General features: G+C 45.4%; 14 protein-coding genes. 9 read left to right on the top strand and 5 right to left on the bottom strand.

The annotated features are described in order from the left end of the window. Nucleotides 1-319 precede the first annotated feature (319 nt). The 7 genes from BT112_RS03200 to BT112_RS03170 all read left to right on the top strand — a co-directional run bounded on the left by BT112_RS03200 (nt 320) and on the right by BT112_RS03170 (nt 13,750). Nucleotides 320-889: an MBL fold metallo-hydrolase gene (locus tag BT112_RS03200; protein WP_175545739.1), complete on the top strand. Its 570-nt coding sequence runs from the start codon at nt 320-322 to the stop codon at nt 887-889. A 70-nt stretch (nt 890-959) separates the two neighbouring features. Then, a complete protein-coding gene (locus tag BT112_RS03195) occupies nt 960-1,874 on the top strand; it encodes a ketopantoate reductase family protein (RefSeq protein ID WP_072316138.1) in 915 nt (304 codons plus the stop codon). A gap of 144 nt (nt 1,875-2,018) precedes the next feature. Continuing rightward, a complete protein-coding gene (locus BT112_RS03190; protein WP_072315933.1) occupies nt 2,019-5,723 on the top strand; it encodes a two-component regulator propeller domain-containing protein in 3,705 nt (1,234 codons plus the stop codon). A 167-nt stretch (nt 5,724-5,890) separates the two neighbouring features. Beyond that, nucleotides 5,891-8,965: a SusC/RagA family TonB-linked outer membrane protein gene (locus BT112_RS03185; protein ID WP_072315932.1), complete on the top strand. Its 3,075-nt coding sequence runs from the start codon at nt 5,891-5,893 to the stop codon at nt 8,963-8,965. Between the two features lie 53 nt (nt 8,966-9,018). Then, nucleotides 9,019-10,599 (top strand): RagB/SusD family nutrient uptake outer membrane protein, encoded by a 1,581-nt coding sequence (locus tag BT112_RS03180; RefSeq protein ID WP_072315931.1) that lies wholly within the window; start codon nt 9,019-9,021, stop codon nt 10,597-10,599. Between the two features lie 61 nt (nt 10,600-10,660). Next, nucleotides 10,661-12,466 carry an alkaline phosphatase gene (locus BT112_RS03175; RefSeq protein ID WP_083564766.1) on the top strand — a complete coding sequence of 602 codons (1,806 nt, stop codon included), beginning with the start codon at nt 10,661-10,663 and terminating at the stop codon, nt 12,464-12,466. A 300-nt stretch (nt 12,467-12,766) separates the two neighbouring features. Further along, a complete protein-coding gene (locus BT112_RS03170) occupies nt 12,767-13,750 on the top strand; it encodes a phosphatidylinositol-specific phospholipase C (RefSeq protein WP_072315930.1) in 984 nt (327 codons plus the stop codon). Nucleotides 13,751-13,969: 219 nt separating this feature from the next. On the opposite strand, the gene BT112_RS03165 is transcribed toward BT112_RS03170, so the two are convergent. The 5 genes from BT112_RS03165 to BT112_RS03145 form a co-directional block, all read right to left on the bottom strand. Continuing rightward, the gene (locus BT112_RS03165; RefSeq protein WP_072315929.1) at nt 13,970-14,224 is read right to left on the bottom strand and encodes a cryptochrome/photolyase family protein; all 255 of its coding nucleotides are present in this window, start codon (nt 14,222-14,224) and stop codon (nt 13,970-13,972) included. Continuing rightward, nucleotides 14,221-15,639, bottom strand: a complete 1,419-nt coding sequence (locus tag BT112_RS03160) for an SDR family oxidoreductase (RefSeq protein WP_072315928.1) — start codon at nt 15,637-15,639, stop codon at nt 14,221-14,223. The genes BT112_RS03165 and BT112_RS03160 overlap by 4 nt, the downstream gene beginning before the upstream one ends. Nucleotides 15,640-15,779: 140 nt before the next feature. Next, entirely contained in the window at nt 15,780-17,093 is a 1,314-nt protein-coding gene (locus BT112_RS03155) for an ABC1 kinase family protein (protein WP_072315927.1), read from the bottom strand. Further along, nucleotides 17,094-17,750: a TetR/AcrR family transcriptional regulator gene (locus BT112_RS03150; RefSeq protein WP_072316136.1), complete on the bottom strand. Its 657-nt coding sequence runs from the start codon at nt 17,748-17,750 to the stop codon at nt 17,094-17,096. Nucleotides 17,751-18,020: 270 nt separating this feature from the next. Beyond that, nucleotides 18,021-18,605 (bottom strand): RNA polymerase sigma factor, encoded by a 585-nt coding sequence (locus tag BT112_RS03145; RefSeq protein WP_072315926.1) that lies wholly within the window; start codon nt 18,603-18,605, stop codon nt 18,021-18,023. A 104-nt stretch (nt 18,606-18,709) separates the two neighbouring features. On the opposite strand from BT112_RS03145, the gene BT112_RS03140 reads away from it, so the two are divergent. Continuing rightward, nucleotides 18,710-19,873 carry a FecR family protein gene (locus BT112_RS03140; RefSeq protein ID WP_072315925.1) on the top strand — a complete coding sequence of 388 codons (1,164 nt, stop codon included), beginning with the start codon at nt 18,710-18,712 and terminating at the stop codon, nt 19,871-19,873. A gap of 228 nt (nt 19,874-20,101) precedes the next feature. Continuing rightward, on the top strand, nt 20,102-23,335 hold the full coding sequence (locus BT112_RS03135) for a TonB-dependent receptor (RefSeq protein WP_175545738.1): 3,234 nt from the start codon (nt 20,102-20,104) through the stop codon (nt 23,333-23,335). Nucleotide 23,336 lies beyond the last annotated feature (1 nt).

Raw genomic sequence — 23,336 nt, 5'->3', positions numbered from 1 at the left:
TTAAGCGGGTTACCCGGAAGTGAACTTCTTTGCGGAGTACTACCGGCTTACTAATTTAGCTTTTTTTCAGCGGAAAACACAGATCAAGGCTTTCCGGAAGGTTTTACATAAAAAGAACAAGCAATATGGAATTTCAGTTATGGCGGAATGCTACCGTTTTATTGACCGTGAACACGACTACGTTTTTAATCGATCCGATGCTGGGTAAAAAAGCATCCTTCGGGGTTTTTCCCTGGACAGCGGATACCCGGTTAAACCCACTGGTCGATTTGCCCTTTTCCCCCCGGCAAGTAATACGCTATCTAAAGAAACCGATGCCGTGATCATCACTCACCTCCATCCGGATCACTGGGATGCCGACGCCATTGCTCTTCTTGATAAAAACCTTCCCGTAATTTGCCCTGCGCATATTGCAGCAACAGTTACAGCTTACGGTTTTACCAATGTCCGTGCCATAGATAGCTCCTTAAATTTCAAAGGAGTGCAATTATCGCTTACTCCCGGCAAACATGGCACCGGAGAAATAGGAGAAAAAATGGGTATGGTCAACGGTTTTGTTTTGTCATCCGGCAGTGAAAGCATCTATGTGGCAGGCGATACGATCTGGTGCGATGACGTCAGGGCCACTATCGAAAAGTATCGGCCGCAATACATAGCCGTAGCCGGTGGAGCAGCAACTTTTGACACAGGAGATCCCGTTACCATGACCACCGGACACATCGGTATGCTTTGCACTGCTTTTCCCGAAATACACGTTTTGGTCACCCACCTCGAAGCGATCAGTACCTGTACCGAAAACCGGAAATGTATAAGGCGTAAGATCGCAGGCCGGAATTTTTATGACCGATGCCATATCCCGGAAGACGGGGAAACACTTTACCTGCATTAATCGGATATGTTATGGTTTTTTCATTATATTTCATAAAAACATCAGCCCGCTGACATTTAAAGACACTTCTATGAACATATATATCATCGGCGCCGGAGCTATCGGTAAGGCCCTGGCAGTTTGTCTGAGCCGAAACGGAAAGACTGTCCGGTTGATCCGGGGCAGTGTGGATCACGGAAAACAATATACCGAAAAATTAACGGTAAAGACCGGGACCGGACAGGAACTGACCGCAGCTATCACATTCAATACACTGTCTAACTTTTCCGGCCTGGACGGTATCGTTGTCCTTACCAACAAATCTTTCGGCAACGAAGAACTCGCCGAAAAACTGAAGCACAAGGCCGGCCATACTCCCATAATCCTTTTGCAGAACGGTCTGGGTATTGAACAGCCTTTTACAAATCGCGATTTTAAGCACATATACCGGGGTGTCCTTTTTGCGACCAGCCAGATTATTTCAGAAAATGAAGTACGTTACAAACCTGTAGCTCCCTCCCCCATCGGTACAATCCGACAAAGCACCATCCTTACGGAAACTGTTGTCAGGGAACTGGACTCCCCTGATTTCAGGTTTGTCACCGAAAAACATATCGATAAAATTATCTGGAAAAAGGCTATTGCAAATTGTGTATTCAATTCTATATGTCCGCTGTTAGACGTGGATAACGGGATCTTTCACCGGAATACCAGAGCCTTTTCACTTGCAAAAAGTATCATAGGCGAGTGCGTTTTAATATCCTCAAAAAAAGGAATTGACTTAAAAGCCGAAGAGATCGAGGAACAGGTTATTTCCATCAGTAAAATGTCCGACGGCCAGTTTATTTCCACCCTGCAGGACATCAGGAACAAACGAAGAACGGAAATAGACACCCTAAACCTGGAAGTCTTTCGAATAGCAAAACACATGGGATTGGATGCTCAGGTACAACAGACCAAATTACTGGGCGACCTGGTACAACTAAAGTCGGATTTAAATCAATAAAACTATCGGTGGCACTCACAATCCGAAACTACGGATCTGAATCTATATAGATCTACACACCCTGAAAAATAAATATAACAAAAACATAAACATTTATTCTTCTTGCAGTAATACTCCGGTATTATACTGCGCCCAAAAATACACTTGAGATATCTACTTGGTTCCTGCCTGTTTTTTTTCCTGACTATGCCGGGATATGCCCAGCAATTAAAGTTCAACACTTTTACAACCCGGGACGGATTGTCCAACAATTCGGTCTACGATATAATCAGTGACAAAGACGGTATGTTGTGGATCGGTACCTGGGATGGGCTCAACAGCTTCGACGGGCATACATTTACCGTTTATAAACACGATCTGGAAGACAATTCCTCCATTGCCGGTAATGTCATTTCCGCATTCGTTAAAGATGAACACCAAAACATCTGGATGCTTACCGACAACAAGGCCGTGAGCAGATATCTGGGCGACGGCCGGTTTCAAAATTATTATTTCGACCACAATATCCGGGAACTTATCACAGACGACAACAATACCATCCGGGTATGTTCCGACAGTTCCTGTTTTAAATTAAAGGACGGCAAATTTGTAGAAATACCGTTTTATTCTCCCGGTGAAGACTACCAGACCACTAACCTGAAGAATATGCTGTGGGCACAATTTCCCGGTGTGACCATCAAGGATATCCTTAAAGACGAAAATGGGAATATCTGGTATGCCACACGCGAAAAAGGTCTTTTTATCCTCCCCAATACCAGTGAGAATATTTATAATAACCAGTTTGTCAATTACACTTACGATCCGTATTCGGAGTACAGCTTTAAGAGTAACGATATAGAAAAACTGTATGAAGACCGTTTTAACAACATCTGGCTTGCCCATAAAGACGGAGGCATCAGCATGGTGTACAAAGAGTCACAAAATATAAACACCATATTTCCGCATCCACAACGTTTTCCACACCTGCCCAATGAAACCATCCGTGCCATCACCAAAGACCACAACAGCAGTATATGGCTGGGATACTATACCCGGGGGCTGTACTATTACAGTGAGGAAGCCGGTTGTTATCTGCATTACCCCATCGAAGAAACCCGGACAACACCGGATTGGGGACGCATCCGGAGCCTGCATACCGCATCGGACGGTTCCCTTTGGGCGGGCACCTATGCCGGCCTGATCCACATCACGGGAAAAACCTACGAACTCTTAAGTGCCGAAGATCATAAGGATTTCCCCAATAACCGCAATTACGCCTTCCTGGAAACAGAAGATTCACTCTGGATAGCCTGTTGGGGTGGTCTTGCTCTTTACAACAAAAGCAAAAGTTCTTTCGCATATTTTCCCGGCCGGGAAAAACTGGACAAATATCACTTTCGTCAGCTGGTCAAAGACGGAAACAGTATTGCTCTGGCTTCGGAAAACCATGGTATGGTGCTATTGAATATCCGTACCGGCGAAACAGAAGAAATAAACCTCAATGCCGGACTTACGGGCAATAGCGTATATTATATTTACACAGATCCCGAAACCGGTTACTACTGGATTGCAACGCTCGGAGGAATTACCGTTTACGACCTCAGTAACCGTATTGTAATTCGCAGGATCACCGAAGAAAACGGCTTGCCCAGCCACATGGTATACAGCCTTTTACCCAACAGGGATGCCCTGTGGGTAAGTACCACCAAAGGCATTGCTTCCATAGATAAAAGAGACTTTAGTATCAACACCTTTCCTCCGGAAGAAGGATGGCAGGGCGCCGAGTTTTCCGAAGGCTCCTATTACCAGGACAATAAGGGAATGCTGTATTTCGGAGGAATCCACGGACTTAACTACTTCCAGCCCGAAGCTATGACCCTGCAACTACCCGAGCCGAAACTAAAGATAAAAATAGACCATAAAGAGAATTATACCGAGTCGTATACCAAGACATATTCCGATAACAGTTTACATGCGGAATTGATTCCCGTTTCTTTTTCCAAGAGAAAAACTACAGTATTTTATCAACTGGAAGGATATGACAAAAACTGGATTCCACTGAATGATACTGCGATTCACTACGATCATCTTCAACCGGGATCGTATCGGCTGCTCGTCAGGAAAGGAGACGATGCCAATGCATCAATTTCTTCGGTAATCACCTTAACAATAGCTCCTCCTTTCTATAAAACTCCATGGTTTTTCATTCTGTTAATCGTTGTTGTGCTTAGCATAGTGCTCATATACAGCTATCGTAAACACAGGATTTCTATCGGGAACCAGAGAAAACTCGAAGAAAAAATACAGCAACGGACCAGAACCATAGAAGATCAAAAAGACACACTTATCCGTATCAATGAAGATCTGGACCGGAAAAACAGGGAAGTATCGGACCAGAAAGATCAATTGCTCCGCTATTATCAACAATTAAAAGACAAGGATTTTGAGATCGAAAAATTCAAGACCTTTATCCTCTCGGAATTTAAGCCTCCCATACACCACATCCTGAACCAGCTCGAAACTATTAAGCTGTCCCCTTCGGTCAAAGACCAACTTTCGGAACAGGTCGATATCCTGCTTCGGGCATTGGAGGAATGGAAATATCTCGACCAGGTAGAAGAACTGGGAGATATCCGGAAAGTTCCGGTAAAGCTCAAAGATTTTGCGGAAGGGCTCACTCCGCAGTTATCCGGTTCGAAAACCCGGTTGGAGATCAGATTTTCAGGGCAAGAAAAAGAGAAAATGATACTGATGGACAGTCTTCGGTTTAAGCTCCTAATCCGGTATATCACCACAGACCTTCTGAAATACATCGAAAAAGAACACCGCCTTTTTGTTGAAGTCTCATTGCAAACCAGGCAAATCCTGGTCTCCCTGAGTACACAGAGCAATATGGTTACAACGAACTGGGAAAACATTTCACTGTTTAGTCCGTATTACCGGGCCTTTCAATCCTTGATCCGCGACATGGAGGGAGAGCTACACCTCAACCCAAAAAATACCACATTACAGATTACCATACAATTACCGGTGACCTATGCCGATGCGGAACAGGGAGAAGACACCCGTATTTTATGGAAGCACCTCAACACCAAAAAGCATCTCCCGAAAGATAAAAAAAATGTACTGGTACATTGCGCGGCATACGATATGGCTATCGCACAGCAATTGCTGGATGACAAAAACATCAACCTCATTTTTGAAGACGATGCCGCAAACCTTCAAACTGCCCTGAAGCAACTGGATATCCACGGATTTGTTATTTACGACCTTCCTTTTTCCCATGACCTCATCCGAAGCTTACGGCAAAAAGATAAATACCTTCCCGGTATTTACATTTCGGAACGTCTGAATGTAAATTTCCGGGAGCACCTTATCGAGCTGGGCATCGACAGTGTGATTAACCTTCCTACCCGAAAGCACTTTATTATCAAAACCTTACACTCCCTACTCCGGAAGGGGGAAGCTTATCAGCGCGAAAAAAACCGTTTCCCTATGCTGGCAAGCCACGAAGGTGAGGAGATGATGACACCCCATGAAAAACTTGCACAAAAAGGTCTTGATCTCATTCAGCAACAGCTGGGCAACCCTTCTTTTAACGTGGAACAACTCATCGCAGACCTGGAAATATCGAGAGCCAAATGTTACCGGGTCTTCAAGGAAGTCTTTAACCAGGCACCTTCCGAAGTGATACACGAACTGCGGTTGCAAAAAAGCAGTTATCTCCTGCAGAAGAAGAGTCTGAACATTTCCGAAATCAGTTTCGAATGTGGCTTTAACGATCCGAAATACTTTAGCAAAGCCTTTAAAAAAAGGTATGGTCACAACCCGAGACAATACCGAAATCAAAAAGAAAGCCAGGCAAATTAAGGCCGGATTATGCCATTGTTACGCCTTTGTTAATGCAACAAATATACTCCTTTCCCTACCACAGAAGCACCATAAACGAGCGCTGAAAGCACCTTTATGACCCCATTTTACACCCTCTACAAGCGATGGCATATTACCTTTCGGAGGTAAATCAAACTGTAATTCACATGAGAAAAAGTACTGTATTATCGATCTTGCTGAACCTGTTCTGTATTACAGGACTTATGGCACAGCAGATCCTTGAAGGAACAGTAGTTTCCAAAAAAGACAATGCCCCTATTCCTGCCGCAACGGTCGTTGCGGACAACGGTAGCGGAAAAGGGACTTCTACCGATTTTGACGGTAATTTTACCCTGTCCGTCAACCAGGAGGAAGGAATACTTAAAGTCTCCTCTATGGGATATACCCCCCGGGAAGTTCGCTACAAAGCCGGTGAAAAACTGTATATAGAACTCGAAGATGAAATCAACCAGCTCGACGAAGTTGTTCTTATCGGTTACGGTTCGGCCAAAAAAGGGGACCTTACCGCTGCCGTCGCTACCGTGGAAAACGTGGAGTCGATAGCAAGCAGGCCCGTAAGTAACGTCAACGATTTTTTACAGGGCAACCTTCCCGGTGTTACCGTACTGCAACAGGGGGGTGACCCTACCCAGAACGGGCAAATCGTAATTCGCGGTTACGGATCTTTTGCCACGGAATCTCCTTTAACTGTTGTCGACGGTGTTCCTTATTACGGTCCACCCATAAACCCTAACGACATCGCTTCCATTTCGGTATTAAAAGATGCTGCGGCAGCAGCCATATACGGTGCCCAGGCTTCATCCGGGGTCATCGTGATTGAGACCAAAAGCGGAAAAAGCGGAAAACCCAAAGTGTCCCTTGATGTGTACACCGGGTTCCAGAAAGCCAACAACCTTCCTACGGCACTGAATGCAGAACAACAGGCCTGGGCATATAACACCGCGGCAGATAATGCAGGGGCATCAAGGTTATCAGCACATAATGCGGAGCAAAACCCATGGGGACAGACTACGCGTACCAACTGGATGGACGAAATTTTCAGGACGGCAACCTTATACAATGTCAATGCCAATGTTTCGGGAGGAGCTGAAAACGTGAGGTATATGACCTCTTTTGGCTATCAGAAAAAAGAAGGTGTACTCATCGGCACTCAAAGAGAGCGCTACAACTTCAGGGTAAAGACAGATTTTGACCTTACCGAGAAGATCACCATAGGAGAAAATGTGTATTATTCCAGGACCGATGCTGTGGGCACCAATACCTCCAGTGCATACAGCGGGTCTATTATCAATGCCATATATATGCCTGCCGCAGCTTCTGTCTACAATGACGACGGTACTTACCAGGGCGTGGTTCCGGAAGAGCTTGCCCAGTTTGCCGGCGCCTACGGAGATGTATACAATCCCGTTGCCCTCTTACTCCGCCCCACAACCACCAACCCGACTGACTTTATAAACGCCAATGTTTATTTTAAATACGATATCCTCGACGGGTTGAAATTCAAATCTACATATTCCTATAACTACACCGGACAACGGTATAAGAAATTCCAGCCCCGTATCCCGGAATTGGGCAGGACCAATCTCAACAACTACCTGTACCAGAGCAATGCGACCACCAATAAATGGATATGGGACAACCAGATCAGTTACGACAAAACTTTCGGGAAGCACCATCTGAACGCCACAGCAATCTATTCTTCCCAGCATACGGATTACGAATATTACTACCAGGAAGGACAGGGTTTCAGCAGTGAAGAACCGTACAACCAGTACATGGGCAACGCCACCTCGGTACTCATGCCGGAAACCGATGTTTACGAAGACGCGCTAACCTCTGCCATCGGAAGGGTAATGTATAACTATGACAACCGGTATTACCTCACTGCCAGTTTACGGAGAGATGCTTCCTCCCGCCTGGCCAGAAGCAACCAATCGGACTACTTCCCCTCGGCTTCTGCTGCCTGGAGAATAGGAAATGAGGCCTTCTTTGAGAATATACATGCCGTAAGCGATCTTAAACTACGGGCTTCCTGGGGACAGATCGGGAATATCAATTCTGTGGGGTACTATTCTTACGACGTCCCCATGTACAACACTATGGTAGCTACCGGGGAAGGCAGCGGCCTGGACGACAAAGGCACTTATCTCGGACGCCAATCCAATCCGAACCTGAAATGGGAAACCTCCGAGTCTATCGATATCGGTCTCGATGCCAGCCTGTTTAACAATACGCTCGGGCTCACCGTAGATTATTTTGAGAAGAGGACCAAGCAAATGATCATTCCGGGACTCGAAGATGCACACCAGGGAACCCTGGCACCGGATGTAAACGGCGGTGAAGTGAAAAATACCGGATGGGAATTCGCATTGAATTACAACAATACCATCGGGGATCTGCAATACGGGATTACCGCCGGAGCTTCCCTTCTCGACAATAAACTCGTTAATCTCCACGGATACAGTAACGGTGGTATAGACTATATCGCCCATAGCGATAATGTACGGAGCATCCTCACGCCTTTTCGCTCTAAAGTAGGACAACCCTTGTATTCCTATCATCTTATTCCGCAACAGGGTATTTTCCAGACCCAGGAAGAGATCAATGCCTATACAGGCCCTGACGGGCAATTAATACAACCCAATGCCGTTCCGGGAGACTTTAAATTTGCAGATACCAACGGTGACGGAAAGATCGATGATAACGACCGGGTGTTTATGGGTAATTACCAGCCTGACGTAACGTATAACTTTACCTTGAATCTCAATTACAAGAACTTCGATCTCAGCATGTTCTTCCAGGGGGTCGGCGGCGCCAAGGCCTTTAACGGGTATAAGCTGTCTACCTACAACGCCTCCCTTCAGGGGTACAACCTGGACAACCGTGTACTCAATGCCTGGAGTCCGGAAAACACCCATACCGGCATTCCGAGATTATCTACCAGCGACAACAACCATACCTATGGCAATTCATCGAGCTGGTACCTGGAAGATGCCTCTTATCTGCGCATGAAAAACATCACCTTAGGTTATAATCTACCGGAAAAAGCGCTCGCATTTATGGGAGACCAGGCCTCGCTGAGGGTTTTCTTTTCGGCAGACAACGTCTTTACCATGACCAATTATTCCGGGCTGGACCCCGAGGTAGGTAATAACGGACTCGATATAGGCAGGTACCCCTTATCCGGTGTTTACACCTTAGGTTTAAACTTCCAATTCTGATTTCACCGGTAGTTTACAAACAACGAAAAACTACAAACTAATAAACAAAAAAAATGAAAAGATCAATCATACATATACTAACTGCCGGGGTTATCGGTTTGGCTTCCTACAGCTGTTCCGACGACTTTACGGACCTGACACCCAAGGGAAGTGCCTCTTACGAAACTTTCTGGAGTAATGAACAAGATGCTACAGAAGCGGTAAACAGCATGTACCAATACCTGCCCGACGACTTCGGAAGAGGATATTTCTGGTACATCAATGCTTCGGACGATATGATTACGGGACGTGTGAATGCCGGACCGGACAATATCAAAAATTTTAATCTCAGCGGGGACGAGAGTTACATGAACAGCTTATACCCCAACGGATATAGCACCATCCGGCGTGCCAATGAAGTACTCACTAATGTACCGGACATTGACATGGACGAAACCCTGAAAAACCGTTTATTGGGAGAAGCTCACTTTATGAGGGCATTCTATTATTTCTGGCTGGCACATACGTATGGCGACAACGGCCCCAACGGTGGTATTCCCATCGTTACCGAAGAAAATATGACCCAGGAAGCGGGCACCTTTACCAGACCGGAAAGCGTTATTGAAAATTACCGGCAGATCATAGCCGACCTGGAAAGTGCTGCTTCCCTCCTTCCGCTGTTTACTGATCTGGAAAGCGAAAATTACGGCCGTCCCCACAAAGATGCTGCCTATGCCTATATGGCAAAAACCTATTTGTATTGGGCACAGTACGACAATTCCAAATACGCCGATGTCGTAACCGCCTGCGATGCCGTAACCAATTCAGGTTCCGGAAGAGCGCTTATCGATACGAACGATCCGGACCGGGATTTCCGCACCCTGCACAGTGCCGAAAGCAACTGGGCCACGGAATATATCTGGTCGGTAAACTCCAGTGTGACCAACAATGCTGGAAGTATACTTCCGGGCTGTATGCTGGAAAACAAAGGCTGGGGCAGTTATAACGGCTGGGGATATTACCAACCCACCGAAAACCTGTACCGCGAATTCGAGGAAGGAGACCCCAGGCGTGAGGTGACCATCTTAAAGTACGGTGATGAATTTGAGTACTTTGGTGAAACCCGCTATTTTCAATCCGAAAACTCTCTTTCCGGATTCCAGTTCAACAAATACATGGTGGAATACGGTTATTCCAACCCGGTAGGCACCTACATCAATACCAATGGCGACTTTCCTTCTACGATGTACAACGTTCCCCTGATGCGTTATGCAGAGGTCCTGCTGATGAAATCGGAAGCGTTGATCATGCAGGGCAGCAACGGAGATGCTCCCCTGAACCAGGTAAGAGACCGGGCCGGGCTGCCCCCTGTTTCCGGAGCGACTATGGAAGATCTAAAGCACGAACGCCGCGTGGAACTGGCCGGAGAATTTGCCAATCGCCATTTCGATCTCGTACGCTGGGGAGATGCCAGGGAAGTCTACAGCCAACCGCTGTACGGGCGAATTCACACAGACCGTTCCGATCCCTTTTCCGATTATACACTGGAAGAAGTATGGCCTGCCCGAAATTTCGATCCTTCCTATATGAACGTGTGGGCTATCCCCAACACCGTAATCCGGTCGTCAGGAATTGCACCAAATAAGGGCTGGTAATAAATTTTAATCCGGTAAAGGGTGTTTTTATATATTACACCCTTTATTTAAATCACTTTATATGTTCAAATTAACACATGTATGGGCCATTGCGGCCATCTGTTTGTCTTCGGTACAAACCATAGACGCACAGCATTACGATTCCTTTAAAATTCACTCACATAACGACTACGAACAGAAATCTCCTTTCTGGAATGCCTATGCCAATGGCCTGACATCTATCGAAGTGGATGTCTTCCTGAAAGACAAGACTCTTTATGCCACTCACGCAGAAAGTGAGATCATACCGAACAACACCATACGATCACTTTACCTTGATCCGCTGTCAAGGGAAGTAAAAGCAGGAAAGATCACAGATGATATTCAACTGCTCATCGACCTTAAATCTGAGGCGGAAAGTACTTTAAAGGAGATCGTAAACGTGTTAAAGAAATACCCGGAACTCACTTCCAGCCCCAATATTCGTTTTGTCATATCCGGAAACCGCCCGGCCCCGGAAAACTACAATAATTACCCCGAGTATATTATGTTCGACTGGCAGGACCCAGACCATCGGCCGGGCTCCAACTGGGACAAAGTAGCCCTGGTCAGTGTCAATTTTGCAGATTATTCCGTGTGGAACGGCCTCGGAAGGCTTACTGCAGAAGATAAAAAAAGTGTCGTATCGGTCATAGAAAAAGCCCATAGCACAGGTAAGCCCTTTCGTTTCTGGGGAGCCCCGGATACCAAGTCTGCCTGGAAAGCTTTTACCGAACTGGGTGTAGATTATATCAATACCGACCAGCCTGCGGCTTCCTCAGCGTATCTCCGAAGCCTAAAAGAACGCACTTTTACCAATAACGGGTATTCGACACCCTATATACCTGATTTTGAACACGACGGAAAGGACCAAGAAATCCGGAATGTAATACTGCTCATCGGTGATGGCTTTGGGCTAACACAACTCTCCGCAGCCGTATTTGCCAACAACAACACCGCTACCATTACCCAGTTGAAGAGCATCGGTTTGATGAAAACCCAATCGGCAGATGACTTTACTACGGATTCCGCTGCTGCCGGAACAGCCCTTGCTACCGGAGAAAAAACCAATAACCGCGCCATAGGAACCGGTACGGAAGGTCAGCCCCTGGAGAATATCACCGAATTTCTGGATAAACACGGTTTTGTTTCGGGGATTATCACGACCGACCGGATTACAGGGGCCACACCTTCGGCATTCTACGCGCATCAAAAAGAACGTTCGGAATCTGCGCGTATAGCCCGTGACCTGCTCCGGAGTAAAATTTCACTGCTCATCGGTGGCGGTAAGAACGATTTTGAAGCTGTGGTAAAACAATCCGGATTTACCGTAGCGGACCAGGTAAAGGATATCACAGCCTCTACCGGGGAAAAGGTTTGCTGGTTTATGGCTCCCAACGAGGTTCCCTCTGTTTTGAAAGGAAGAAAAAATGACCTGGCACAAGCTACCGGATACGGACTGGAATACCTGGATAACAAGCAAAAACCCTTTTTTCTCATGATAGAGGGCGCACAGATAGACTGGGGCGGACATGCCAACAATACCGGGATGATCATTACCGAAGCTATCGATTTTGACAAAGCTGTTACCGAAGCCATACGATTTGCAGACACCCATAAAAATACCCTGGTCATCATCACCGCAGACCATGAGACCTCCGGTTTTAGTATCCCTCAGGGAAATATTCACACATCGTTTATCGAGGGAAGTTTTACCACGCACGACCATACCGGGGTTATGGTTCCCGTATTTGCCTATGGCCCGCATTCCGGAACTTTTACCGGCGTATACGAAAACACTGAAATATTTCATAAAATCATAACCCTGTTGGGATTCAATGAAAAATGATAAGAACAACGACAATTTCATGTGTCTTCCGCCTCCGAAGTCTTTACTTTCAGATTCAACCCCTATAAGCTCACCTTCCCGGAAGTGCTAAAAAGGATGAAATTATCATGTAAAGGTCCTATTCGGAACACCGTAAGGCCCGGTTTCCCGAGATTTTTATATCGAAACGCCGGGCCATACCATACCGTATCCTAATACTTAAGTAATAGCTACATAACAAAACTTTTCCCGTAAACGATTATCTTGTTGAAAAATATGATCATTTAACAAACAGTGTATTACAATTAAAAAAAACAAAAAATGACCTACTTAAAACAAAATCTATGGATGGCTGTCGCAGCCGCAATGACACTTTTTTCCTGTAGTCAGGAAGAAGAACTACTTCCGGGTACTGTAAACGGAGTACTGCATGCCGAGGAAGTTTCGCTCGTAACGTTCAATACGGAAGATGTGGCTAACTGGATGTCTTATTTACCGGACGCTGTTTCTTTGAACAACCTCACGATTCCCGGAACACACGACAGCGGAGCGCGGCACGAACCGGTCAGCGGAACCGCCAAAACCCAGGAACTATCTATTTCCCAACAGTTGGAAATAGGAGTGCGCTTTCTGGATATCCGATGCCGGCATTACCAGGACGCCTTTGTTATTCATCACGGATCGATATACCAACACCTGAATTTTGATGATGTTCTGAATGCGTGCAAACAGTTTTTGCAGCAGCATCCTGACGAAACGATTATCATGAGCGTTAAGCAGGAGTACAACGCCGAAGGTAATACGATGTCTTTCCCGGAAGCGTTTAATGCCTATGTACAGCAGGACCCCACACTCTGGTACCTGGCCCCCGGTATTCCCGAACTGGGAGAAGCCCGGGGAAAAATAGTACTATTCCGAAGGTTCGGTACCAGTGAAAACATAGGGATAAATGCGAGTCACAGCTGGGGGGACAAGACTACATTCACCATTGATAATGGTAGCTATTCGCTGCGTATACAGGACGAATACGTAGTAAGCAGCAACACTGCCAAATTTGATAAGGTGGTACAGGTCATGGAAGAAGCTTTTGAAGCCGAAGGAACCGGTAATACTCTTTTTGTGAGTTTTGCCAGTGGTTACAAACAAATCTTATGGGCCATTCCTAATATACCGGGAGTCTCAAATGAGATAAACCCTATGCTAAACAGCTATTTTTCCACGGCAGACCAAGGAATATACGGCGTGATTCCTTTAGATTTTGTCAACGCCGAACTCGCCGGAAATATTGTGAATTCCAACTTTTAGGCCGATCCGGATAAAAAAGACGGAGGGCGTCTAAAAAGTTTTTTCAACCCCTGAGATTTGCGTATTTGAGATTTTTCTCGGATACACCTACCCGAATAAAAAAGAGGCTGCCTTGACTTTTTAGACAGCCTCTTTTGTATTTAGGTCCTTTAGCAAATGATCCCTTAGTTTAGGCAAGAGTTCATAGGTTATCAAGTTAATGAGTATAGGTATTTGAGATTATGCTCTGAACCCTGCCCTTTTAAAATTGCGAGCCATAGCTACAAGGCCTATTTCGGTTTCTACCTTACCATGGTCGGAAAGATAATCTGCATAGTATTTCATGGAAGCCCGGTGGAACAGGAGTTTCTGTTTGTGAAAACTATATGGGTTAAAAAACAAAGTTTCTTCTACGACAAAAACAGGAGCGTCTTTCGGGAGTAAATCCAAATTTTTAAAAAGCTGATGCGGAAAACGGATACTTGTCTTTTTCATTTGCGTACCAAAGCATTGATCATTCCCCGGAAGACAAAAGCGTGAAAAGGCAGTACCATATACCAGTAGAGGCGTCCCCAAAGCCCTTTGGGCCTGAAAACAGCACGTTGAAACAATGTGCTTTTCACAATCCTGAACTCCAGCCAGGCCTCTCCCGGCAATTTCATCTCCGCAAACAACAGCAATCGTTTTTGTTTTTTATCGGCCAGTAAAACCCGCCAGAAGTCCAGGGGATCCCCTGCTTCCAGCTTCGTGTCATGTCTGCGGCCCCGACGCAATCCGACTCCGCCGAATGCCTTGTCCAGATACCCCCGAATACGCCAGAGGAGATTAAACTTGTACCAGCCGTTTTTCCCGCCGATAGACCAGATTCTCTCGAGCGTATACGTTTCATCGATTACAGCGCTGGACCGTACATCTTTAAAACAACCATGACTGGGCACCTGGATATGATCTGATAACTGATCGTGAAAAACCCCGCTGCTGATAGCATCTTTCCAACTGGAAATAACAGCGTTTTGCTCGATCTTCTGAAATGCAAGCCGGACTGCCTCTTTATAGGAAATCGGCAGAACCTCTAATATTTCATTGATCTGGCTGGGGCTGGCGATCACCTCCACTTTCATGCTGTCTACCAGGGCTCTTGCCAGACTAAAAGATGTGGACGTTACAAAATAGAGCCAGTACGAAGACAGCCTCGGCGTAAGCACGGGTACGGTGAATATATATCGTTTCAGGCCTCTTACCTCCCCGAACTGATACAACATTTGTTTATAGGTGAGTATATCCGGTCCGCAAATATCAAAAGACCTGCCCATGACCTCCTCTCTCCCCGCGGCCCGTTCCAATATATGAAGTACATCGCGGATAGCAATAGGTTGTGTACGGGTGTTCAGCCATTTAGGAGCGATCATAACAGGTAGTTTCTCCACGATATCACGGATAATCTCAAAAGAAGCACTACCGCTTCCCACAATGATTCCGGCCCTGAATATAGTCGACGCATAGGTGTCGCATTTTAAGGCCTTTTCAACTGCCAGACGGGATTTAAGGTGTTTGGAAAGCGATTTGTCATTTACGATACCCCCCAGATAAATGACCTGCCGGCATGTCGTTTTAGCGATCAGTGCCTTGAAGTTTTGTGCACATCGTTGCTCCAGGTCCGCGAAGTCATCCCCGGCAGCCGCCATAGAATGAATAAGATAATAAGCCACATCGATGTCTTCGGGAAAAAGAACATCTTCCGTATCCAGAAAATCTACCTTAATAAACTCAATTCCGCCTTTGGAAGCGATTTCATCCGGAATCCGTTGCAGATCACGAACACAACAAATGACCTGGTGATCACCATCCAGTAATTTAATAACCAGCCGTTTAGCGATGTATCCTGTGGTTCCTGTAATTAATATCCGCATACGATAAGGTATTGGTGTTCATCCCGGAATACGGTCCTTAGAGGTTGCCTCCCGGCCAGATAACGATCCGGATTGATCCGGGACCAGGTTTACCCTGCACAACCTGTCTGAAACACTGAGGTCCTATGACGCAAAGCATCTCAAACGAAAAGTTTGAAATGATTCACCCTGACCCGACCGGCTTTGAGGTCATGCATCAGATTATAGAGCCCGAAAAATGTTCTGTTGATATAAATAAAATGCCTGGACCCTCTGCTGCCATCCATCTTACGCAATTCCGTATTCTGCGCATATTTTTTGCCCAGTTCGGCGATCTTACCAAAAAAGACACTATCGGAAAAATCAAATACCTCCTGGTGGAAAGGCTGTGTAAAAAGGCTCAGCATTTCCTGAAACATATTGGTAAAGAACCTGATTTCTTCGGGAGAATCATCGGGACGGAGGATTTCCAGTTCGAAGAGTTTCTTCTGAAAAAACTCGGGATTGGAAATATTTTCCTTTTCAGCCAGTTCAAAATAGGGTGTGTAAAACGAATCGGGGATCGCTTTGATACAACCAAAATCCAACACGATCAACTGATTATCCTGCGATACCAGAAAATTTCCCGGATGTGGATCTGCATGTACTTTCTTCAATTGATGGATCTGGTACATGTAAAAGTCCCATAGTGCCTGCCCGAGGATATTGGAGGCCGCGGCATCCGTATTGTGTGCCGTGAATTCGGAAAGGTGTTCCCCATCCATCCAATCCATAGTTATGATTTTTTCCGAAGAAAGATTCTCATAATATTCCGGAAACCTGAGATTAGGCAGATGTCGACAGGCATTCGCTATGCTTTGGCTCTGTTTAACTTCCAGCAGATAATCGGTCTCTTCTATCAGTTTATCCCTGACTTCCTTAAAATATTTATCGCCATCCTTCCCCTTGATATTGAACATTTTCAGGGCGATGGGTTTTACGAGCGCCAGATCGGTATTTATGCTGTCCGACACCCCCGGATACTGAATCTTTACAGCCAGTTTCTTTCCGTCTTTTTCAGCCAGGTGCACCTGTCCGATACTGGCACCATGAACCGCCTCGGGATTAAAGGAATCATACACTTCGGACGGCACTTTTCCGAAATATTTTTTGAAAGTCTTGTTCACCAGCGGTGCGGACAATGGCGGTACGGAAAACTGGGACAGGGAAAACTTTTCGACATAGGCTCTCGGCAGTATATTCTTTTCCATACTCAGCATTTGAGCAACTTTAAGTGCACTGCCCTTTAACTCCCTGAGACTGCCGTAAATATCCGCTGCATTATCCAGGTTGAGTTTTTCCTTGGCCTCTTCTTCCGAGGTGGCCATCCTGTTTCCGTAATACCTGAGGTAATTGACTCCGACTTTGGCCCCGGTCTGTACCAGTTTTGTAGCCCGCTGAATTTTGGAAGTGGGTATATTATCTATTGTTTTCATTTACGACATGGCCATTTTTTCCTTGAAAATAAACTTTCCCAGATCTACTAAGCTTTGTAACGGGGTAGCTTCCAGAACGTCAAAAGAACTATTGACGGATTTCTCTATCAGAATATCTGTTTTTTCAAAGCCGGAAGAACGGTCATCGAGCCAAAACTTCAGTGTAAAAAGCAATTGTCCCCATGCCCCTTCGGAAATAGCCTTTCGCTGTAACTTCTGCACCTGTTCCTGGTCGATGTCCAGCGTTTTTATATCCAGACCGTTCACATAGCTGATAAAGCTTTCGCGGAGTTTATGCAGCATTTTCAGATGGTCGGGTATCCGCTTTTTGTTTTGCAGAACCAGCATGACGTAACTTCTGTTTGCAGTTAAAACCTCAAAAAAAGTATAATAGAAACTCAGCAGCTGGTTTCTGGCGTTAGCGTCATTATACATTTCGTCTTTATGGAGTAATTCCAGCGTATGGTCGAAAAACGTGGAGAATATCGAAGATTTAACAGCGTCAAACGAACCAAAATGTTCATAAAAGCTGCTTTCTTCCATGTTGTATTCCTTACAGAATTTATAAACCGAAGCCGGTTCGCGATCGTGTTCCAGCGTATAATCCATAAACCATGAGACGATCTGCTGCCCCGTAATATTTTTCTTTTTTGCCATGCCCCTTGTTTCTCGTAAAGATACAAAATGTTTAATTTTCAATATAAACATTAGCTCTTTTTAACAGGGCCGCAACCCGCCTTATGAGTTGATGATAAAGCCGTTGAATATGCAAAGCAAGAGTAAGACAAATACCTCCTGTGCCAGCCCCTAAGAAGGCTATGCCGGGCAGGAATAACCTCGGCAAAAAGTAAAATTCCTGAAATAAAACAACGCTGTTCCCATATTGTTTTACCACTCCGTATATGGCACATTTATTACAGGAGAAGCTCATTCGGGCATCGTACGACTGAAGAATATAAACAAAAATGACTCATACTTGTCCCCGAGCTTCTGTCTCAGAATGGAAAAAGCCTGGGTAATATGGGCTTCCACGGTTTTGATGGAAATATTCAGATAATCAGAAATTTCCATGTTGGTTAGTCCTTCCCTTTTGCTGAGCGTAAAAATTTCACGACATTTTTTCGGTAGTTTCTGGATCTCTGCAGTAACCTGTTCAATCATCCGTTCCAGTGCTTCTTCATCCAGTGATCCGGCGACTTCGTTCAACAGGCTGTAGTGGGTATGTTCCAGCAGAATTACTTTTTTGTTCCTGCGGTATTCCATCAGAAACTCGTTATATGCTGTCTTGTATAAGAATCCCTGGAAAGAAAACTCAGGATTCAGCTTTTTTCTGAAGTGCCAGGTTTTAATAAAAACATTCTGTACGATATCCTCGGAAGTGGAGTGGTCATTTCCAAGGGCCAGACAATAAGAATACAATCTTTGATGGTACTTGTCCACCAGATACATAAACGCTCTTTCATCTCCGTCCTTCAGACGCTGAACAAAATCTTCTTGACCCCCGGAATACATAAAACTATTTTTTTAGACATAAAATATGTCAATATTAAAAAAAATTATTAAAAATATCAGGGTATTGAAAATTTTAAGCATAATACTATTGAAGTCATGAAATCATGAAAAACAAAAAATCAGAGCACTTTTTAGTAAAATACCTGCATAGTTCGGCTACCGAGGCCGAACTGGATATGCTGGATAAACAAATCCGTGATCCGGAACAGAAATCAGTACTTAAAGCATTGCTCAACGTACTGTTCATCACCCAAATTGCTATGAATAAACCAGACCCCGACAAGATAAAGGATACCCTAAGGAGGGAAATAAAAAAAGACGGAGAAAGGGCTAAAAGACTCCGCAGAAACAAATATCTCCGGTATGCGGCAGTGGGGATGATTTTGTTCTCCCTGGGCTATTTTTTCATCCCTCCGGGTCCAACGGAAAAACCTGCGGATAAAATTTCAATGCCATCCGATGGGGAGATCACTCTGGAATTGAGCAACGGCAATGTGGAAGTTATTTCAGAATCCGGAGATTCCAGATTAGTCAATGAAAAAGGAACTTTTATCGGAAATCAAAAAGGAAACAGGATCACTTACACTAAAAAAACAGATAATCCGGAGCTGTTTTCATATAATCAACTGACCGTACCTTACGGAAAAAGATTTGAGCTGGAACTTTCGGACGGGACCATAGTCTATCTGAATTCCGGATCTTCCCTGAAATATCCCGTAAACTTTCCGAAGGATCGGGAAAGACTGGTTTACTTATCCGGGGAAGCCTATCTGGATGTCGCCAAAGATAGCAGCAGACCTTTTATCGTTAATGCCAACACGTTAAACATAAAGGTTTTGGGCACACAGTTCAATATTTCGACCTACCCGGAAGATCAGACGACCGATGTGGTTCTGATCGAGGGCTCTGTTTCTTTACATATAGAGAACGCCGACCCTACCGCAGATGCACCCGTACTTCTGAAACCGGGGTTTAAAGGGAGTTTTAACAAAAGGGAGAACCACATAACCACCAAGGCAGTCATTACGGAAACCTATACTTCCTGGCTGAAAGGAGAACTGATCTTTAGAAATATGACATTCGGGAATATCTTAAAAAAACTGGAGCGACATTATAACGTAACGATCACCAACGAAAACCTCGAGTACAGGGATAAAAAGTTTAATGCCAACCTGGGCAATGAGCCTATAGAAGAAGTATTAAAGTATTTTAAAAACACCTATGACATCGATTATAAAATTGATGACCGACATATAACCGTTAAATAAACCAAAATTTTTCCATTATGCACAAATAGAAATACACCAGAAAACTACCGATCTCAAAAACGGAGTCTGTTCATTTGATCCATAAAAAAATCGGAAAATGTTGGAGCATTTCCCGATTCAGAAAAAATGGCCGGACTTGAAGTACAACCACATCAACATTACAAAATTATGAAAATTCCTCTGAACCGTGGCAGGAAAGAACCTGCGTTGGTCAAATTTGATTTAAGAATGAAAATCAGTTTACTTTTATTGTTTACGGGTATGTTTGCCATAAACGCCCGAACTTCATATTCACAGAATACGAAAGTATCCGTTGACCTGAAGAATGTAACTGTAGAGAAATTCATCGATTACATCGAAGAGAAGACAGAATACAGATTTCTGTATCTGATCGACGATATCAATCTGCACAGAGAAGTCACCATTACCGTCAGAAATGAAAAGATCAATGTTATTCTCGATAAGATCTTTTCCGGATCAGACACAACCTATTCCATTGAAGACAAGCAAATTTCACTGGTAAGGAGGTCCGGCCAAACAGACAACAACAATGTACAATTTACCATAAGCGGCAAGGTTATCGATAGCACGGGTACGGTTCTGGCCGGGGCCAATATCCTTGAAAAAGGGACTACCAACGGAACACAAACCGATTTTGACGGTAATTATTCCATCAATGTATCCGGACCCGAATCCGTACTTGTTTTCAGTTATGTCGGGTTTCAGTCACGGGAGATCAAGGTGGGCGATCGCACCTCCGTTAACATTACCCTGATAGAAAGTGCAGAAGGACTGGAAGAAGTAGTCGTTGTGGGCTATGGTTCCGTAAAGCGGACAGATGTCACGGGAGCTGTTTCTACGGTCAACTCAGAAGAGCTCACTGCCCTGCCTACATCCGATGTCCAACAGGCCTTGAAGGGAAGGGCTTCCGGGGTCAGGGTCGTTCAGAATTCCGGACAGCCCGGGGCTAATGTACAGATCCAGATACGGGGAGGGAACTCCTATCTCGGCGACAATAACCCGCTGTATGTGGTTGATGGTTTTCCCATCGTGGGAAGTATATCCTTCCTGAACCCCTCCGACATACAGTCCATAGACATTCTTAAAGATGCCTCGGCTACTGCTATCTATGGCTCTCGGGGAGCAAACGGTGTCGTAATGATCACCACGAAAAAAGGGACAAAGGGACAACAGGGCAGAATCGACTACCAGAGTTATTACGGGGTACAGGAAGTCATCAAAAAATACAGGATGATGAACACTGACCAGTTTACCAGGTTTGCCAACCTGCGTGCTGTTAATGAAGGCGTTGCAGCACCCTTTGACCCGGATAACCTTCCTGCGGCCGATACGGACTGGCAGGATGAAATTTTCAGATCGGCAGCCATACAGAGCCATACGCTCACATTCTCCGGAGGTAATGAAAAATCTTCCTATTCCGTTTCCGCCAACTACTTCGACCAGGATGGGGTCATTCTAAATTCCAGCCTCAAAAGAGGATCGCTGCGACTGGCACTCAACCAGGATGTCAACAACTGGCTCCGGCTGAGTACCGATGCGGTTATAACACGCTGGGAAAACAATGATGCCAACGTCAATAACGGCTCCGGCGGGGGAAACAATATTTTTGCTGCCGCACTTGCCGCACCGCCAACCATCGCCCCTTATGACGCCGAGGGAAATCTGAACGAAGTGGGAATATACCCCTTTAGTCCTGTGGTTATTAATAATCCCCTGGCTTATGCAAAAATCCTGGACCGCCAGTATTTTACCAGGGTACTGGCCAATATCTCTGCCGAATTCAGACTGAGCAATCATCTGAAATTAAAGGTGCTTGGAGGCACACAACAGGCATTTACCGAGAGTAATTATTACTCCCCTTCCCTCATCACAAATCGTACCCCTACAGGATATGGAGTCACCGGCATCACCCGGAGCATTTCTTACCTGAACGAGAATATCCTCACCTATGACAGGCAGATCGGGGACGATGACAGGCTGAATGTGGTCGGAGGTTTTACCGTGCAGACTTTTCAAAGCAAATACAACGGATCCAGTGCCACCGGTTTTGCCACAGATGAGTTGCTGAACAATGCGTTGGGCTCCGGAAGCAATACCCTCCCCAACAGTTCTTCTATTACGGAATGGACCTTGTTGTCCTGGCTGGGAAGAGCAAACTACCACCTAAACGATAAATACCTGTTTACGGCAAGTATCAGAGCAGATGGGTCGTCGCGGTTTGGAAAAAACAACAAATGGGGGATCTTTTCTTCAGGTGCTTTTGCCTGGAAAATAAAGAATGAAGAATTTCTGAAGGACTGGGACCCTTTATCCGATTTGAAACTGAGAGTCGGATACGGAGAGACGGGAAGTACAGCAATCGATCCGTACAGGTCTCTGAATTCCCTGGGGCAGACCCGGGCTACGTTCGGTAATTCCGATGTCATAGGATTTGCAAACCTCTCCGCTCCTAATCCCGATCTGAAATGGGAAACCACCACCCAGCTCGGTATTGGTCTGGATGCAGGATTTATCAATGATCGTTTCAGGTTTACTATAGATTACTACCATAAAAAGACCACAGATCTCCTTGCGATCATCCCCCTGCCGGAATCTGTCGGATACAGTTCTTTAATCACCAACCTCGGAGAGGTACGAAATTACGGAATGGAGTTCAGTCTCGGGGCATTGGTTTTTGACGGCGAGTTTAGCTGGGACGTTTTCGGGCAATTGTCCTTTAACAGGAATAAGGTCATCACTATTGGAGAAGATATATTGGGAGGCCCCCTGGATATTCCCTTTGCTGCTCCCATAAACATTGCCAGGGAGGGGGAACCCCTCGGCATGTTTTACGGATTTGTCGAAGACGGGTACGACGACCAGGGTGTAATCCGTTACAGGGATCTCAACGGAGACGGAAAAATTTCCAATGAAGATCAGCAGATCATCGGAAATCCGTACCCTGATTTTATCTACGGCCTGAACAACACGCTGAACTACAAAAATTTTGAGCTGAATATTTTTGTAGAAGGGTCCCAGGGAAATGATCTCTTCTGGGCTACCGGTGCCGTAGTGGCAAACTCTCTGAGTGAAGGAGGAAATCAGCTCTCCGATCTCTCCGACAATTACTGGAATCCGCAAAACACGGATGCCCGCTACCCGGCACCAACCGCCAACCGCTCTCAATTCCGGGTTTCCGATCGGTTTATCAAAGACGGATCGTACCTGCGGCTAAAGAACATCAGGTTAGCATACAACCTGCCAGTCCGGGATACGGGGCTTCCCATCAAATCCCTTCAGCTATATGTCAGCGGACAAAACCTTATTACGCTAACCAGCTATCCCGGACTGGACCCGGAAGTAAATACCCGGGCAGCCCAGGGAGACCTGAGGATAGGCATCGATCAGACCGGTTACCCCTCGTCCAAGATCTTTACCCTTGGTATGAACATACAGCTGTAAC

The organism is Sinomicrobium oceani (assembly GCF_900119185.1).
Taxonomy (GTDB): Bacteria; Bacteroidota; Bacteroidia; order Flavobacteriales; family Flavobacteriaceae; genus Sinomicrobium; species Sinomicrobium oceani.
This window is presented reverse-complemented; position numbering and strand designations above follow the sequence as displayed.